Raw genomic sequence first — 16,039 nt, 5'->3', positions numbered from 1 at the left:
TTTTCTCCTAATTAATATGTATTGCCCCCTCCCTCCGGTCAGCGGCATTTCGTCGAAAACATCCTTATAAATGAACTTCGTTCATTTGGTTTTCTCCTTGATTGTGTATTGCCCCCTCCCTTCGGTCAGCGGCATTTCGTCGAAAACATCCTTATAAATGAACTTCGTTCATTTGGTTTTCTCCTCTAATTTTATATGTTCTCTTATAACATCACATGAAGAAGCGAACAGCTTATTTTCCTCTTCTGTCAATTTTAACTCAATTATTTCTTCAATTCCGTTCCGTCCTATAATACAGGGAACACCGGCATTTACATTATTTTGACCATATTCTCCCTCTAACAATACTGATGCCGGAAGGACTCTGTGTTCGTTAGTTAGCACCGCCTTTGCCATATCTGCTAAGGCTGCTCCTATTCCAAATTCCGTGGAACCTTTTCCGTTAATAATGTCCATGCCTCTCATATGGGTGCATTCAGTAACCTTCTCTTCACTAAAATCTATGCACCGGTCACCACGTTCTTTAACGAATTTGTCATAAGCATCTCCATTAATTGTAAGGTGTGAAAAAGGTACCATAGAGGAGTCCCCATGTTCTCCCATTGCAAATCCAATTACACTGTGGGGGTCCACCTTGCACAAATCTGCCACTGTCCGCCTTGTTCTGGCAGTATCTAGTGACGTTCCCGTGCCAAACACCCTGTTTTTAGGAAGTCCTGTATGCTTTCTTACATAGTAGGCAATTATATCCGCAGGATTTGTTATTGTGATAATTATTCCCTTTATGTCTGTTTTATTTAAATTATCCACAACATCCTTTATACATTCAATTGATGCCCCTAATGTATCAAGCCTGGTTTGTCCCGGAAGCCTTGGCACCCCTGCACTGATAACAATAATATCTGCATCTTCGCAGTCCCTGTAATCTCCCGTTCTGATAATCGGAGCCGATGGCAAAAAGCATACACTGTCTGCTAAATCCATTGCCTGACTTTTAGCCTTGACTTCATCCTTATCTATAAAAACTATTTCATCACAAATGTTTTGAAAGGACAGTGCCGCTGCACAGTGGGTTCCTACGTGACCTGCACCGATAATCACTATTTTTCTGTTGTATAACATAGTACCATCTCCTTTATATTTTCCCATTATACCTATTTTTTTCTAGAAAAGAAATCTTAATGCGTTAAATATCCAGCCTAGATATTTATGCAGGTTTTCTTTTTTCCCTGATATTTCCTTCATTTTCATTCCCTTAGGCAAATCCTTGTACTCACTAAGATTTTTTACTGTAGCTGCCTTTTCTTCGTATAAAAGCATATTATTTTTTAACTGCTTTGTAACTTCCCTGCTGTTAATGGCAAGCATTAATTCAGTGTCAATATAAGCACTTCTCATATCCATGTTAAAGGAGCCTACTATTGCCATATCATCATCTATTGTCATGCTTTTTCCGTGATAGGAAATTCCTCCCTCATATTCCTTTATGGTCATTTTAGTGTCTATTATTTTTTCTTTGTTGCTCATGTAATCTATGGCACCAAAAAGATTTCCGTTATTTTCAGCAGAATTAAACATTATTGTGGTTTTATCCCCTATTTTAGACAAACCTTCATACATATAGTCATCACATATAATGTAAGGAGTATGTATTTTAACTTCAGATTTTGCATTTTCAGCTAATTTCATTAAAGTGTAAAATACCACCGGCTCCTTTGAATATATTGTGGTTGGATTACTTATAAGGGTTATTTTATTAGTTTCATAAGTATTTTTTTCATAATTATACTCACTGCTTAAAAACTTATCATATTTTTCAGAGAGCCTTGTATAACGCTCCTTTAAGTAATCTCCTGCTTCCTTCACCTTTTTCTTTTTTGCTATTTTAGTGCTATTGTGAAATACACTGCAGCATTTTAATGAAGTAATATCCTTATAATATTTCTTTATCTGATATATGGAGCTGTCACTTTTTTCCTTCTTGTATTCAGTATTATATACTAAAACATCCCTGTCGTAATTTTTGTGTCCCTTATAGTCTCCAAGAAAATACCCAAATGTGTTCCGACCTCCAAGCATATACGCCTTATTGTCAGAAATCAGGTATTTGTCGTGCATTCTCCCCAATCCCTTCCATGGAGTCAAAAGATTTATTTTGTTGTAAATAATGATTTTGATGTTAGGGTTACAGCTTAAAGCATAGAAATAATTATTTCTCTCCATTCTAAGTTCTGAATTAAAGCCGTCAGCAAAAATTTCCACCTTAACTCCTCTGTTTGCCGCATCAAGAAGAGCTGACAGCATATCTTTTCCTGCCTCATCACTTCTAAAATCAAAGGTTGACATAACAATGTTATTTTTTGCATCCTTAATAAGCTTCAAACGCATTTTCAGGGCTTCTTCGTTGTCCTCAATAATTACTGCCCTGTCAACACCCTTCTTATCACTGTAAAAATTAGTATTTTCCACCTTTTTTTCAGTATCTTTAGTTATATTATTATGGATTAAAAACGGAGCAATGCCGCCAATTACCAAATATAAAATAAACAAAAGAAATACCACTGCAAAAGTTCTTATAACCCTTCTTACCTTGAATTTCTTTTTCTTTCTTTTTTGCCTGAAAACAGAATAAATGATACTTAATATTATTAAAATAAGTACAATAAAAATCCCTTTAACCACTTAAATCACCTTTTTTATTTTTAATGTTATCTGTACCATTATAATGCCTTTAGTGAATAATTAAAATACATTTTCCATAGAAAAAACAACAGCGACATTTGCCACTGTTGTTTTTTTATTATGATAATTATATTATTTTCCTTCTACGGCCTTAAATGCTTCATCTAAATCTTCAATAATATCATCAATGTTTTCTGTACCAATTGAAAGTCTGATGGTATTTGGATTAATGTTCTGTTCTGCTAACTCTTCAGCTGTGCACTGGCTATGTGTTGTTGTTGCAGGATGAATAACTAATGACTTAACATCTGCAACGTTTGCAAGTAATGAGAACAGCTGTAAGTTATCAATAAACTTATGAGCTTCTTCCTGTCCGCCTTTGATGTCAAATGTAAAGATACTTGCACCGCCATTTGGGAAATATCTTTCGTAAAGTGCATGGTCAGGATGATCAGGTAATGATGGATGATTTACCTTTTCAACTAACGGATGATTTGATAAATATTCAACTACCTTCTTTGTATTTTCATTATGACGCTCAATTCTAAGAGATAATGTTTCTGTTCCCTGAAGTAATAAGAAAGCATTAAATGGTGAAATTGTTGCACCTGTATCTCTAAGTAAAATTGCTCTGATATATGTTGCAAATGCTGCAGGGCCTGCTGCCTCTGTAAACTTAACTCCATGATAGCTTGGGTTTGGCTCTGAAATTCCAGGATATCTGCCACTTGCAGCCCAGTCAAATGTACCGCCATCAACGATTACGCCACCAAGTGATGTACCATGTCCACCAATAAACTTAGTTGCTGAATGAACAACAATGTCTGCACCATGCTCAATTGGACGGATAAGGTATGGTGTACCAAATGTGTTATCCACTACTACAGGAAGTCCGTGCTTATGTGCGATTTCTGCAATGGCATCAATGTCAGGAATATCACTGTTAGGATTTCCTAATGTTTCAAGGTAAATTGCCTTTGTATTATCCTGAATTGCGCCTTCAACTTCTTCTAAGTTATGGGCATCTACAAATGTAGCTGTAATGCCATAGTTTGGTAATGTGTGAGCTAAAAGGTTTGATGTTCCACCGTAAATTGTCTTCTGGGCAACAATGTGTTCTCCGGCACCTGCTAATGCCTGAATTGTGTATGTAATTGCTGCTGCTCCTGATGCTACGGCTAAACCTGCAACACCACCTTCAAGCTTTGCGATTCTTTCTTCAAACACACCCTGAGTTGAGTTTGTTAATCTTCCGTAAATGTTTCCTGCGTCAGCTAATCCAAATCTTGCTGCTGCATGCTCTGAATTTCTAAACACATATGATGTTGTCTGGTAAATTGGAACTGCTCTTGCATCTGTTGCCGGATCCGGCTGTTCCTGTCCTACGTGTAACTGTAATGTTTCAAATTTATAATTTCTGTTGCTCATATTTATTCTCCTTCGATTTGTTTTTAGCTTATCTACACGTCTCTCAAAGACGTGCAGTTCGATTTCGCTTCGCTACCTTAGCATTTATCTACACGTCTCTCAAAGACGTGCAGTTCGATTTCGCTTCGCTACATCTCACTGTCGGGCTACGCCCTATATCAACCAAAAATCATTTTCGCTTACAAAAGCAAGCTTTTGACGCTTAATGATTTTATTTTTTCGATTATTCGTCTTTCAAAGACGTGCAGTTCGATTTCGCTTTGCTTCATCTCACTGTCGGGCTGCGCCCTATATCAACCAAAAATCATTTTTGCTTACAAAAGCAAGCTTTTGACGCTTAATGATTTTTGGTGATGCACGTCTTTGCTTACGCAAAGAGTGCTGTGCTGTAGTATCTGTCTCCTGAGTCAGGTAATAATGCTACGATTACTTTTCCTTTGTTTTCAGGTCTCTTTGCTAATTCTTTTGCTGCGTATAATGCTGCTCCTGATGAAATTCCTACTAATACGCCTTCTGTTTTTGCAATGTTCTTCCCTTCTGCAAATGCGTCTTCGTTTGATACAGGAAATACTTCATCATATATCTTTGTATTTAAAACTTCCGGTACAAATCCGGCGCCAATACCCTGAATCTTGTGAGCTCCTGCTTTTCCTTCTGATAATACAGGGCTTGTTTGTGGTTCAACAGCTACAACCTTTACGTCAGGATTCTTTGACTTTAAGTATTCACCAACACCTGTAATTGTTCCGCCTGTACCAACACCGGCTACAAAAATATCAACCTTCCCATCTGTATCTTCCCAGATTTCAGGACCTGTTGTAAGTCTGTGTGCCTTTGGATTTGACGGATTTACAAACTGTCCTACAATTACTGAACCCGGTGTGTTTTCATGAATTTCTTCTGCCTTTGCAATGGCTCCCTTCATTCCCTTAGTTCCATCTGTAAGTACAATTTCTGCTCCATAGGCCTTGATAATGTTTCTTCTCTCAACACTCATTGTCTCCGGAATAGTAATTACTACTTTATATCCCTTTGCTGCTGCTATAGCTGCAATTCCGATTCCTGTATTTCCTGATGTTGGTTCAATAAGTGTTGCTCCCGGCTCAATCTCTCCACTTTCCTCTAAATCTAAAATCATCTGAAGAGCAATTCTGTCTTTAACGCTTCCTGCCGGATTGAAATATTCAAGCTTTGCTAAAATAGTAGCATCCGTTGCTCCAACACTTTCCTGATATTTTGTCACCTCTAATAATGGTGTATTTCCAACTAATTCTGCTGCACTTTTATTTATTTTTGCCATTTTTATATCCTCCAATAATTTAATAAGACTATTTACACATTCGATTTTTACCAATCACTTCTTCTTTACTAACCATCATGGAACAACAGTATGTCTTTCGCATGTTGTAATTATAAGCTGTCTTTGTCTTATTCATTATTCAAATCTCCTTTTCATTTATTCCCTATCTGTTTTGTAGGATATAAAGATATTATCATTTAATTCCTACATTGTCAATAGGATTTTTATATTTTTTTAAAAAATTTATATTTCATATATGTTTAGTATGTTTTAGTGTAAAAATAAAGCTTCTTTCGCCTGTTTTACGGCAAAAAGAAGCTTTATTTTAATTTTCATTTACATCTGTTTTTATAATGGTTCCACCACCAAGAACTGCATCTCCATCGTACAAAACAACGGACTGTCCCTTGGTTATAGCCCTGATTGCTTCATCAAATACAACCTTAACATCTCCATTTTCAAGTACCGATGCCGTACCCTTTGTAAGAGGCTGATGGTATCTTGTTCTTCCGCTTACCTTTACCGGCTCCTTAGGACTTTCCCCGGAAATCCAGTTAAAATCTGTAGCTATAAGTTCATTGGTATATAAATCCTTGTTTCTTCCAACAACAACTTCATTCGTTTCCGGTCTGATTTCCAAAACATAATGCTTTCCTTCCCGTTTTACATTAATGCCTTTTCTCTGACCTACTGTATATCTGTAATATCCGTTGTGTTTTCCTATGACTTTCCCGTTAACATCCAAAAAATTACCGGGACCTATTTTCTTATGGGAATACTGCTCTATAAACTTCTTATGATTTCCATCAGGAATAAAACATATATCCTGGCTGTCATGCTTTGCAGCATTTACCAGATGATGTTTTTCCGCAATCTCCCTTATTTCATCCTTTGTATACTCTCCAAGAGGAAAAATAGTATGTGCCAGCTGTTCCTGAGTCATATGGTACAATACATAGCTTTGATCCTTTGTATCATCAATTCCCTTAAGAAGCTGGTACTTTCCGGTGTTTTCATCAAACTTAACCCGGGCGTAATGTCCCGTAACTATAACATCACATCCTAATGCCTCTGCACGTCTGTACAACTCTGTAAATTTTAAATACCTGTTACAGTCAATACATGGATTAGGTGTCATTCCACATTTATAGCAATTGACAAATTTGTCAATAACCATTTCTTTAAATTCTGCCTTAAAGTTAAAAACGTAGTATGGTATTCCAACGTTAAATGCAACACTTCTTGCATCTTCAATATCACTTAATGAACAACAGGTTTTCTCTCTTGACATATTAATATCTTCATTGTCATAAAGCTTCATGGTAACACCTATTGTGTCATATCCGTTTTCCTTCATAAAAACCGCAGCAACACTGCTGTCTACGCCGCCGCTCATTGCAACTAAAGCCTTCTTCATTATCGTCATCTCCATCCACTAATAAAAGATAATTAACCAAGTTCTATCATTTTGTCAATACATGCCTTTGCCTTTAATCTTGTATCTTCATCAAGATTAATTTCCTCGCCACCAATTCCCTTGCAACAGTTAAGCACGTCTGTAAGGGTTGTTGCCTTCATGTTATGACAAATGCAGTCCTTTGACAACGGATGGAAAATCTTATCAGGACATTCCATCTGTAAATGGGTTACAATACTGTTTTCAGTTCCAATAATAAATTCCTTTGCCTGGCTGTTTTTGGCATAGCTCATAATTCCTGTAGTTGAACCTGCGTAATCTGACAATTCTACCACTTCCGGCTTACATTCAGGATGAACTAATACTAAAGCATCCGGCCATTTTTCCTTTGCACGTTTAACATCCTCTGAACCCATTCTTGCATGAGTCGGGCAGCCTCCGTTTAACAGCTTAAAGGTTTTCTCCGGTAGCTGCTGTGCTACCCACGCACCTAAATTGCAGTCAGGTATAAATAAGATTTTATCATTTTCTATTTTTTTGCAAATATTCACTGCTGATGAAGATGTAACGCAAACATCACAAATAGTCTTAAGGGAACTTGTTGTGTTAATATATGCCACCACAGTATAATCCGGATAGGATTTCTTAACCTGTTCAATTAAATCCTTGTCCATCATTTCTGCCATGGGACAGCCTGCGTCTGCATTTGACAGTATTACCTTTTTATCCGGTGAAAGAATCTTCACTGTTTCAGCCATAAATCTGACGCCGCACATAATTACTGTCTTAGCACTGGTCTTTGCAGCCTCTACTGAAAGCCCGAAGCTGTCTCCGGTAAAATCTGCCACCTCTAAAATCTCAGGATTCTGATAACAATGGGCTAAAATGCAAATATCCTTTTCCTTTTTTAACTTTAAAATTTCTTCCTGTAAATCTTTTATCATAAATTCACTCTTTCCTGTAAGCTAAAAGAAAAAATCCATGGCAAAAGATTTGTCTTTATTCGCTTTTAGCTTCTTTCTTTTTCTCGTAATCTTCAATAGCAGCCTTAATTGCTTCTTCTGCTAACACTGAACAGTGTAACTTATGAGCAGGCAATCCGTCAAGTGCTTCTGCAACTGCTTTGTTGGTAAGCTCTAATGCCTCTGATACAGGTTTTCCCTTTATCATTTCTGTTGCCATGGAACTGCTGGCAATTGCTGAGCCACATCCAAATGTATTAAACTTAACATCTGTAATGATTCCGTCATTAACCTTAATATATATTTTCATTATATCGCCACATTTTGCGTTTCCCACTTCACCTACGCCATCAGCATCTTCTATTTTTCCAACATTTCTAGGATTCATGAAATGATCCATAACCTTTTCACTATATAACATATTGACACCTCCAAAAATTAAATAATGTGCTTAATTTCACCTTTTTCCAGTTCATCCCAAACCGGTGAAATTCCTCTTAAATATTCAACAACGTTAGCTATTTCTTTTATCATGTAATCAATTTCTTCCATTGTATTATCACGGCAGATAGTAAGTCTCAAAGAACCATGAGCTATCTCGTGAGGTCTTCCAATAGCTAAAAGTACATGGCTTGGGTCAAGGGAACCTGATGTACACGCTGAACCTGAAGATGCGGCAATTCCCTTAGCATCTAATAATAACAATAATGACTCTCCTTCAATTCCTTCAAAGCAGAAATTTACATTTCCCGGAAGTCTCTTTTCTCTGTCACCATTTAAAATAGAATGACTGATTTTTTCCAAACCTTCAATAAGGTGATTTCTTAATTTAATTTCAATTTCTGCTGTTTCATCAATGGCTTTTGTTGCATCCATTAATGCTTTTGCCATACCTACAATAGCCGGAAGATTTTCAGTTCCTGCTCTTCTTCCTCTTTCCTGAGCTCCACCTTCTATTATATTTACCAGAGGAATATTCTTTCTTGCAAACAATACTCCAACACCTTTCGGTCCGTGGAATTTATGACCTGATAATGATAACATATCAATATTTTCTTTATTTACATCAATATGAAGATGTCCTGCTGCCTGAACAGCATCTGTGTGGAAAATTACCCCTTTCTCCTTACAGATTTTTCCGATTTCTGCTATAGGCTGGATAGTTCCAATTTCATTATTGGCATACATTATGGTAACAAGAGCTGTATCTTCTCTTATTGCCTTCTCCACATCCTCAGGTTTTACAATTCCACTTTCATCTATATCTAAAAGTGTAACCTCAAAGCCTTCTTTTTCTAATTTATTTAATGTGTGAAGCACTGCGTGATGTTCAATCTTAGTGGAAATAATATGCTTTTTATTCTTTCTTGCACCAAACTTTGCTGCTGAAATAATTGCCTGGTTATCAGCTTCGCTTCCACCTGATGTAAAATATATTTCCTTAAAATCAGCTCCTAGGCACTGTGCCACTTCAACTCTTGCCTTTTCTAATGCCTCTTTAGCCTTCTGTCCTACAGTATGAAGGCTTGATGGGTTACCATACACATTGTTCATAATGTCAACCATGGCATCAATAGCTGCCTGACTTGTCTTTGTTGTTGCCGCATTGTCAGCGTATATATACATAATGTTTCCTCCTTATTCCTATCTTTTTCATAGGAATTATACTTCATATAGTTTTATTTGTAAAGCCCTTTATTCATAATTGTTATAAAGGTATTATTTGCACTAATTTGACAGTTAATTCAATACATTCTTAGCAATATCAAAAAGATGTATCGCATTAATTAATCTCCTTAACCAATGCGGTACATCTCCTTAAAGTGAAATCTATAGAAAAACTATTTAAACTGATGTCCCTGAATCTGTAATCTCATACCACTTACATACCCACTAAAGAATAAATAACTACTCATGTCTGTCTTTACATTTTTGTAAGTCACTACCCTGTCTCCATTAAGAGTAGCTTTCGCAGCTTTAATGCATTTCTTATTAAGTCTGCCTTCATCGTATAACTTTAAAGCTTTCTTTAATGAACCGTTTCTTACAGGTCCGAACTGTCCCGGCTGATAAATAACCTTCTTTAACGTTCCCGGAAAATCCTTAGAACGCACACGGTTCATAATAACAATACCAACTGCTTTCTTTCCTGCATAACACTCTGAACCGGCTTCTGCATAAATAATAGCTGACATAAGTCTTAACTTCTGCTTATTGTAACGGTTCTTAACATTTACATTAATCTTAGCATATACAGAACCATCTGCCTTTGATGTTAACGTAATGGTTGTGGCACCTTTCTTAATACCTTTAACCGTTCCTGCTGCCGTAACTGTGGCAACCTTTGTATTATCTGAAACTATATTGTATAAACGCTTTAATTTTGCCTTCTTTATGCCTAAAGCCTTCGGGCTTGAAAAAGTGCTGTTTACCTTAACATTCTTTGAAACTGTAATCACATCATTTGTTTGAGAAACCGTAACTGTTTTTGCTTTATTATTAACACTTTTCGCCGACACACTTAAAGGACATAAAGTAACTATCATAAGGGACGCTAAAAGCAACCCGTATATTTTACTCTTCACCCTAACCTCCGTTTGTTACGAAATTATTACAATGTTTTCACAGTTGTTAATTATGCCGTAATTTTTGTAATTTGTCAATAAGGATTACGTAACACTTAATTAACACAAGAATACTTAAGCCTTAAATTATTTTATTTTTATGTTTTTATTTTTTTACATTTCCATCCATCAAGTCCTTCAAAGTGACATTTTCAAGGTAATCATCTATTACCTCATCTAACTGTTTCCACAATGGATATGTTACACACTTCTCCATTCTGTCACAGCTTCCCCCTTCTTCTAAACAAGAAACCGGTGCTAAGGTACCCTCCGCCAGTTTTATAATGGAACCTACACTGTATTCTGAAGGATCTTTAATTAATCTGTAGCCTCCTGCCTTTCCTCTTTGGCTTTTGACCATTTTTCCTCTATTAAGTATAGACACAATCATCTCAAGGTATTTCATGGATATCTGCTGTCTCTTTGCCACGTCCTTTAGGGAAACAAATCCTTCCTTGGAATTTTGTGCCAAATCTATCATAACCCTTAGAGCATAACGCCCTTTTGTTGAAATCATCATTTTAACTGCCTCCTTCTTTAATTCCTAGTATATAATAGGAATTAAAGAAAATCAATTGGTGTTTTTCCCTAACCTATAAGGCATTCTTCTTTTTGCCTACACTGTCAATAATTTTATTTCCACAAAAATATGTAACATATCCAATGATAATTCCCATAACAATTCCTCCTAAAATGTCTGTAGGGAAGTGTACATACAGGTATAATCTTGAGAAAGCCATAAGAGCGGTTATTGGAATAACTATTATTCCCCATTTTTTCCTATATAATGTAATAACTGTTGCTGCAATAGTTGAGGACAATGCATGTCCCGACGGAAATGAATAATCCTTTGGATTTGCAATAAGTAGATTAAAATCTGTATTTATCCAGCACGGTCTTGATCTCATAACCAGATTTTTTAATATTCCATTTCCTATTATAACTCCTAACAATAATCCAATAAGTACCAGCAATCCTGCTTTTTTATGTTTTTTGCTAATAAGCAGTCCTATGGCTATGGCAATCCAAATTATTCCCATTTCTCCTAACAATGTGAATTTACTCATAAATACATCTAAAAAATCACATTGCAAGTTTTCCTGTATCCAGTTTAAAACATTCCAATCCAATGACATAACAACCTCGCTTTTATATTTATGTTTATTATATATTTAATCACAAACCTATTGTCTTTGCAAATAAACATTTTCATATCTTTATTACGAAAACTTTAACTTTTTTTAATTTTATTGTTGACAAAACCATTGCCATATAGTATTATATGTCTTGCGTGTGACACGCACGAAACAATGCGCGAGTGGCTCAGTGGTGGAGCACCTCCTTGCCAAGGAGGGGGTCGCGGGTTCGATCCCCGTCTCGCGCTTTTCTTATGCAATAAAATGGGTACCTTAACAGGTGCCCATTTTTATTGCATAAGCGAGCCCAGTCCCGGGCTCGAAAGTTCGATTTCTCGGCTTCCGCCTCGGTCGTTGCTTCTTTGCTTCGCAAAGAGGTGTCCACAGGACACCCGCAACCCGTCTCGCGCTTTTTTTGCCTTTTTTTAAGGAATTTAGTGGTATTGGTTTTATTTATGTTGCATTTCGTGTTGCATAAGCGAGCCCAGTCCCGGGCTCGAAAGTTCGATTTCTCGGCTTCCGCCTCGGTCGTTGCTTCTTAGGAGTTTTTTGTGTTTGCACATATATATATGGAAAATCTTAAAATTAAAACACTTTCCTAAAAAATTAATCCCATATATAAAAATATAATACTAACAAATAACTCTTTACAAATGTACAATTTAAATAAATATTTAATCAAATGAAAGAGAGGTTTATGAAATGAAAAGGTTGAAGAAATTTGGTGCGATTATTTGTGCCATTGCAATGATAGTATCTTCGATTACATACTATCCAACAAACAATATAAGTGCAGCATCATTACCTAAGAAAATATTAGGACTTGTTGCTGTTAGCAAAAGTGGTCCGGATACAATTGAAAATGCAATTATGTTTGCATGGGCAGGAGCCGATGACACAGCAAATGTAGATGGATATGATCCAACTGTTACAGCAACAGTCATTTATATTTACAAGGATGGAAAGTTAGTTACAAAGATTGGCAATGCTACAAAAGGCGGTGTAGTAGGTGGACTTTCAGCAGGTTCATATACAGCGCGGGCTGCAAATGTAAACAGCATGGGTGAGGGATCATTATCAGAAGAAGTTAGCTTTACAGTAACAGGAGCAACTCTTAATTACACATATCCTGTTAATTGCATAGGTCCAAAAACACCGGCGGGATTAAGTTATATTACAGGAAATCCGGAAGTTCCTGCTGACAATCCGGCGCAGGCAGACAATAAATTAGGTGTTGCATGGGCACCATCATCAGAAGCAAGTATTCCATCAGCAGATTCATCAGTTGTAGGTTACAATTTATATTTATTTGATGCAAAGACAGGTACACCTTACAGACGTGTATATGTGGACGGAATTACCAATTCAAATGTTATATTGGAAAGTGTATCGGCAGGGGAATATCTGGCATATTTATCAGCAGTGGATGCAGAAGGCAGAGAGTCAGCTTTGGCGGCAACATCATTTGGTCGGTCATCAAAGGTTACTGTTAAAGGTCAGTTTATAGATAATGCACAGTCATTTGACAAACCAAATCAGCCAACATTACCACTTGGACTTTCAATTTTAACAGAAGGTATAGACTATGGATTTACTATTGCATGGTCTAATGTGGCAGATTTAACAGGTCAGAGATTGAATCTTTTTGTAGATGGTGTTTGTATTAAGGTAGGAATCAATGGGGATGTGGCAAGTTACTATGAAAACAGACTTGCGACAGGTACATATGAAGTAGAAGTAAGATCACAGTATACAAGTAACAATGTAGAATCATTTGGATTAAAGAAAACTGTGTCAATTAAGGCAGACCCCGGACTCTCAGGAAGAACACCTGCAGAACTTGCAGATCCTGCATATTCAGAATACGAGGAACCAACTACAAATCCAACAACTACTGCAGAACCAACAACTACTGCAAAACCAACTTCAGAAAATGAAACAACACCAGTAGTTGAGACAACTCCATCAGTTGAGACAACACCTGAAATAGAAACTACAACTGAGAAAACAGAGACAACACCAGCAGTAGAAACTACAAAGCCACAGGAGTCAAATACAAATGCACAAACAACAACTAAAAAACAACCAAGTCAGACTACAAAAACATCATCTGTAAAGGTTGGAAAGACAGTTGTTAAAAAAGCAATTAAAAAGAAAAATGCTAAGAAAATAAGTCTTACATTGAAGAGAGTTAAAGGCGCAACCAAGTACAAAGTACAGATTGCAAAAGATAAGAAGTTTAAAAAGACAATAGTGACAAAAACAACTAAGAAATTGACATATAGTGTATCAAATAGCAAGTTTAAAAAGGCTAAAAAATTGTATGCAAGAGCAAAAGCCATTGTTGTCAAAGGAAAGAAAACTTATCAGGGCAAATGGTCAAAGCCAAAGCAGGTTAAGATAAAAAAATAAAATTATAAACAGTTAAAAAGAAGGGAAAGCCAAAATCCGGTTTTCTCTTCTTTTTTAATGCTTGGAAGCAATACATTTGACACTAATGAAGCGTCAGACACCGATAAAGCAGTCATTAAAGCCTTATCTATTTAGCTAACAGTAACTACAATAAAAAAATGATGAAATGCCCAATATTCTCAACATAGATTTATTTTATTAAAACTTATGCTATAATTATACTAATGCTTTGATGTCAAAAGTTCTTTTAACACTCAAGATACAGATTGCCACTTGCCATATGCTCCTGCAATCCTCATATTAATACGAAAATAACGAAAAGGAATCATAAATGGAAAAGTCAGTTTTAAATCAAATATGTACGCTATATGATAGTTTTTTTGAAACAGAAAAGAAAATAGGCGATTATATTATCAGGAACCCCAAAGATATAGTGGATGTGACCGTTGGAGAACTGGCAGTTAAATGTCAGGTTAGCGAAGCTTCCATATCAAGATTTTGTAAAAAAATCGGGTTAAAAGGATTTCATCATTTGAAAATATCCATTGCAAAGGAACTGGTAAATAGAGAGGATAATGAAGAATACAGTAATGATATTTCAATAGACAACAAAAAACAGTCTCTGAAAAGTATTCTTGCCAATAAGGTTGCGGAATTAACCCAGACAGTTTCCATGATGGATACGGATAATCTTGATGAAATATTAAACAAAATCAATAATGCCAGAAGCGTGTTATTTGCAGCTGTGGGAAATACCATTCCCGTTGCAATGGACGGAGCCTATAAATTAAATCAAATTGGGATTCCTGCCATATCCACACCGGTTTTGGAAACACAACTTGCTTTCGTATAAGTGTATTGATGCGAAATTATATTTAATCATTTTACAGGAGGTTGGATTTATGAGAGAAATTAAATGGGCAGTACTTGGAACTGGAGTTATTGCAAATCAGATGGCTGAGGCTTTACAAAAGAACGGAAAAAGCATCTATTCAGTTGCTAACAGAACACATGAAAAGGCAGTTCAATTTGCGAAAAAATATAATATAGCCAAAGTATATGACAACATGAATGACGTATTTGATGATCCTGAGGTGGATGTGGTTTATATTACAACTCCTCACAATACACATATAGAATTTATGAAAAAGGCTATTAACCACGGAAAGCATATTCTGGTAGAAAAATCCATTACATTAAACAGCGATGAATTAAATGAAGCTTTGACGTTGGCTGATGAAAAGAATGTTGTTGTTGGAGAGGCAATGACAATATTCCATATGCCAATATATAAAGAGCTTAAAAGAATCATAGATTCCGGAACTTTAGGCAAGATAAATCTTATCACAATGAATTTTGGCAGTTTTAAGGAATACGACATGAACAATCGTTTCTTTAACAGAAATCTCGCCGGTGGAGCTATGCTGGATATAGGTGTTTATGCTCTTTCATTTATCAGATGGTTTATGGATTCTAAACCAACTAAGATTCTGTCTCAGGTAAAAACGGCACCAACCGGCGTGGATGAACAGGCCGGATTATTACTTATGAATAATGAAGGTCAGATGGCATCAGTTATGCTTTCACTTCATTCTAAACAACCTAAGAGAGGCATGATTTCCTGTGAAAAGGGATATATAGAAATTTTAGAATATCCAAGAGCCTGGGAGGCAACAATTACCGATGCAGAAACAGGTAAAACAGAAGTTATTAAAGCCGGTGAAAATGCAGACGCCCTTGCTTATGAGCTTGCTGATATGGAACGTGCAATAAACGGTGATACAGCGTGCATGCATCTTGAATATACAAAAGATGTTATGGAATTAATGACAGCCTTCAGAAAGGAATGGGGATTAAAATACCCTGAAGAAGAATAATTAAAATTTCCCTTAATATATAAAAATTCTTAACTGGCAGAACTGCATTGTGTATTGTCAACGCAGTTCTGTCATATTTATTTGTATAATCTCCACCACTAATAGTTTTTCATACATTTTTTTTCATTTATTACGACATTTATTACGACATTTATTACGACATATCCACTCAACTTTACCGACTTTCATTGGCACAACACC

General features: G+C 36.2%; 14 protein-coding genes and 1 tRNA gene. 4 read left to right on the top strand and 11 right to left on the bottom strand.

Features of this window, described 5'->3' with window-relative positions:
• Positions 1 to 168: 168 nt before the first annotated feature.
• The 11 genes from DWW68_RS11505 to DWW68_RS11455 all read right to left on the bottom strand — a co-directional run bounded on the left by DWW68_RS11505 (position 169) and on the right by DWW68_RS11455 (position 11,549).
• On the bottom strand, positions 169 to 1,122 hold the full coding sequence (locus tag DWW68_RS11505) for an L-lactate dehydrogenase (RefSeq protein ID WP_118589552.1): 954 nt from the start codon (positions 1,120 to 1,122) through the stop codon (positions 169 to 171).
• 42 nt (positions 1,123 to 1,164) lie between these two features.
• Positions 1,165 to 2,682: a phospholipase D family protein gene (locus DWW68_RS11500; protein ID WP_243053087.1), complete on the bottom strand. Its 1,518-nt coding sequence runs from the start codon at positions 2,680 to 2,682 to the stop codon at positions 1,165 to 1,167.
• Positions 2,683 to 2,814: 132 nt separating this feature from the next.
• On the bottom strand, positions 2,815 to 4,110 hold the full coding sequence (locus DWW68_RS11495) for an O-acetylhomoserine aminocarboxypropyltransferase/cysteine synthase family protein (protein ID WP_118589553.1): 1,296 nt from the start codon (positions 4,108 to 4,110) through the stop codon (positions 2,815 to 2,817).
• Between the two features lie 367 nt (positions 4,111 to 4,477).
• Positions 4,478 to 5,410 (bottom strand): cysteine synthase A, encoded by a 933-nt coding sequence (gene cysK / locus DWW68_RS11490; protein ID WP_118589554.1) that lies wholly within the window; start codon positions 5,408 to 5,410, stop codon positions 4,478 to 4,480.
• 325 nt (positions 5,411 to 5,735) lie between these two features.
• Entirely contained in the window at positions 5,736 to 6,827 is a 1,092-nt protein-coding gene (gene mnmA, locus DWW68_RS11485; protein WP_021952916.1) for a tRNA 2-thiouridine(34) synthase MnmA, read from the bottom strand.
• A 32-nt stretch (positions 6,828 to 6,859) separates the two neighbouring features.
• The gene (nadA, locus tag DWW68_RS11480; protein WP_118589555.1) at positions 6,860 to 7,771 is read right to left on the bottom strand and encodes a quinolinate synthase NadA; all 912 of its coding nucleotides are present in this window, start codon (positions 7,769 to 7,771) and stop codon (positions 6,860 to 6,862) included.
• Between the two features lie 55 nt (positions 7,772 to 7,826).
• Complete coding sequence (nifU, locus tag DWW68_RS11475) at positions 7,827 to 8,210, bottom strand: Fe-S cluster assembly scaffold protein NifU (RefSeq protein ID WP_021952918.1); 384 nt, start codon at positions 8,208 to 8,210, stop codon at positions 7,827 to 7,829.
• A 17-nt stretch (positions 8,211 to 8,227) separates the two neighbouring features.
• Positions 8,228 to 9,415, bottom strand: coding sequence for a cysteine desulfurase NifS (nifS, locus tag DWW68_RS11470; RefSeq protein WP_118589556.1), 1,188 nt, complete (start codon positions 9,413 to 9,415; stop codon positions 8,228 to 8,230).
• Positions 9,416 to 9,630: 215 nt separating this feature from the next.
• A complete protein-coding gene (locus DWW68_RS11465; protein ID WP_118589557.1) occupies positions 9,631 to 10,374 on the bottom strand; it encodes a cell wall hydrolase in 744 nt (247 codons plus the stop codon).
• Positions 10,375 to 10,519: 145 nt separating this feature from the next.
• Positions 10,520 to 10,933: an RrF2 family transcriptional regulator gene (locus DWW68_RS11460; RefSeq protein WP_021952921.1), complete on the bottom strand. Its 414-nt coding sequence runs from the start codon at positions 10,931 to 10,933 to the stop codon at positions 10,520 to 10,522.
• 73 nt (positions 10,934 to 11,006) lie between these two features.
• On the bottom strand, positions 11,007 to 11,549 hold the full coding sequence (locus DWW68_RS11455) for a phosphatase PAP2 family protein (RefSeq protein WP_021952922.1): 543 nt from the start codon (positions 11,547 to 11,549) through the stop codon (positions 11,007 to 11,009).
• 176 nt (positions 11,550 to 11,725) lie between these two features.
• On the opposite strand from DWW68_RS11455, the gene DWW68_RS11450 reads away from it, so the two are divergent.
• From DWW68_RS11450 to DWW68_RS11435, 4 genes are all read left to right on the top strand, one after another.
• Positions 11,726 to 11,797, top strand: a tRNA-Gly gene (locus DWW68_RS11450).
• Positions 11,798 to 12,251: 454 nt separating this feature from the next.
• The gene (locus DWW68_RS11445) at positions 12,252 to 13,961 is read left to right on the top strand and encodes a hypothetical protein (protein ID WP_118589558.1); all 1,710 of its coding nucleotides are present in this window, start codon (positions 12,252 to 12,254) and stop codon (positions 13,959 to 13,961) included.
• Positions 13,962 to 14,292: 331 nt separating this feature from the next.
• Positions 14,293 to 14,814, top strand: coding sequence for a MurR/RpiR family transcriptional regulator (locus DWW68_RS11440; RefSeq protein WP_118589559.1), 522 nt, complete (start codon positions 14,293 to 14,295; stop codon positions 14,812 to 14,814).
• A gap of 49 nt (positions 14,815 to 14,863) precedes the next feature.
• Complete coding sequence (locus DWW68_RS11435) at positions 14,864 to 15,838, top strand: Gfo/Idh/MocA family oxidoreductase (protein ID WP_021952941.1); 975 nt, start codon at positions 14,864 to 14,866, stop codon at positions 15,836 to 15,838.
• Positions 15,839 to 16,039: the final 201 nt, after the last annotated feature.

Origin of the sequence: Eubacterium sp. AF16-48 (assembly GCF_003479405.1) — a bacterium.
Lineage (GTDB): Bacteria > Bacillota > Clostridia > Lachnospirales > Lachnospiraceae > Eubacterium_G > Eubacterium_G segne.
This window is presented reverse-complemented; position numbering and strand designations above follow the sequence as displayed.

Coding starts and splice junctions, on each gene's coding strand:
- DWW68_RS11505 (WP_118589552.1), bottom strand. CDS start 1,122: ATGTTATACAACAGAAAAATAGTGATTATCGGTGCAGGTCACGTAGGA.
- nifU (WP_021952918.1), bottom strand. CDS start 8,210: ATGTTATATAGTGAAAAGGTTATGGATCATTTCATGAATCCTAGAAAT.
- nadA (WP_118589555.1), bottom strand. CDS start 7,771: ATGATAAAAGATTTACAGGAAGAAATTTTAAAGTTAAAAAAGGAAAAG.
- cysK (WP_118589554.1), bottom strand. CDS start 5,410: ATGGCAAAAATAAATAAAAGTGCAGCAGAATTAGTTGGAAATACACCA.
- mnmA (WP_021952916.1), bottom strand. CDS start 6,827: ATGAAGAAGGCTTTAGTTGCAATGAGCGGCGGCGTAGACAGCAGTGTT.
- DWW68_RS11440 (WP_118589559.1), top strand. CDS start 14,293: ATGGAAAAGTCAGTTTTAAATCAAATATGTACGCTATATGATAGTTTT.
- DWW68_RS11435 (WP_021952941.1), top strand. CDS start 14,864: ATGAGAGAAATTAAATGGGCAGTACTTGGAACTGGAGTTATTGCAAAT.
- DWW68_RS11455 (WP_021952922.1), bottom strand. CDS start 11,549: ATGTCATTGGATTGGAATGTTTTAAACTGGATACAGGAAAACTTGCAA.
- DWW68_RS11495 (WP_118589553.1), bottom strand. CDS start 4,110: ATGAGCAACAGAAATTATAAATTTGAAACATTACAGTTACACGTAGGA.
- DWW68_RS11460 (WP_021952921.1), bottom strand. CDS start 10,933: ATGATGATTTCAACAAAAGGGCGTTATGCTCTAAGGGTTATGATAGAT.
- DWW68_RS11445 (WP_118589558.1), top strand. CDS start 12,252: ATGAAAAGGTTGAAGAAATTTGGTGCGATTATTTGTGCCATTGCAATG.
- nifS (WP_118589556.1), bottom strand. CDS start 9,415: ATGTATATATACGCTGACAATGCGGCAACAACAAAGACAAGTCAGGCA.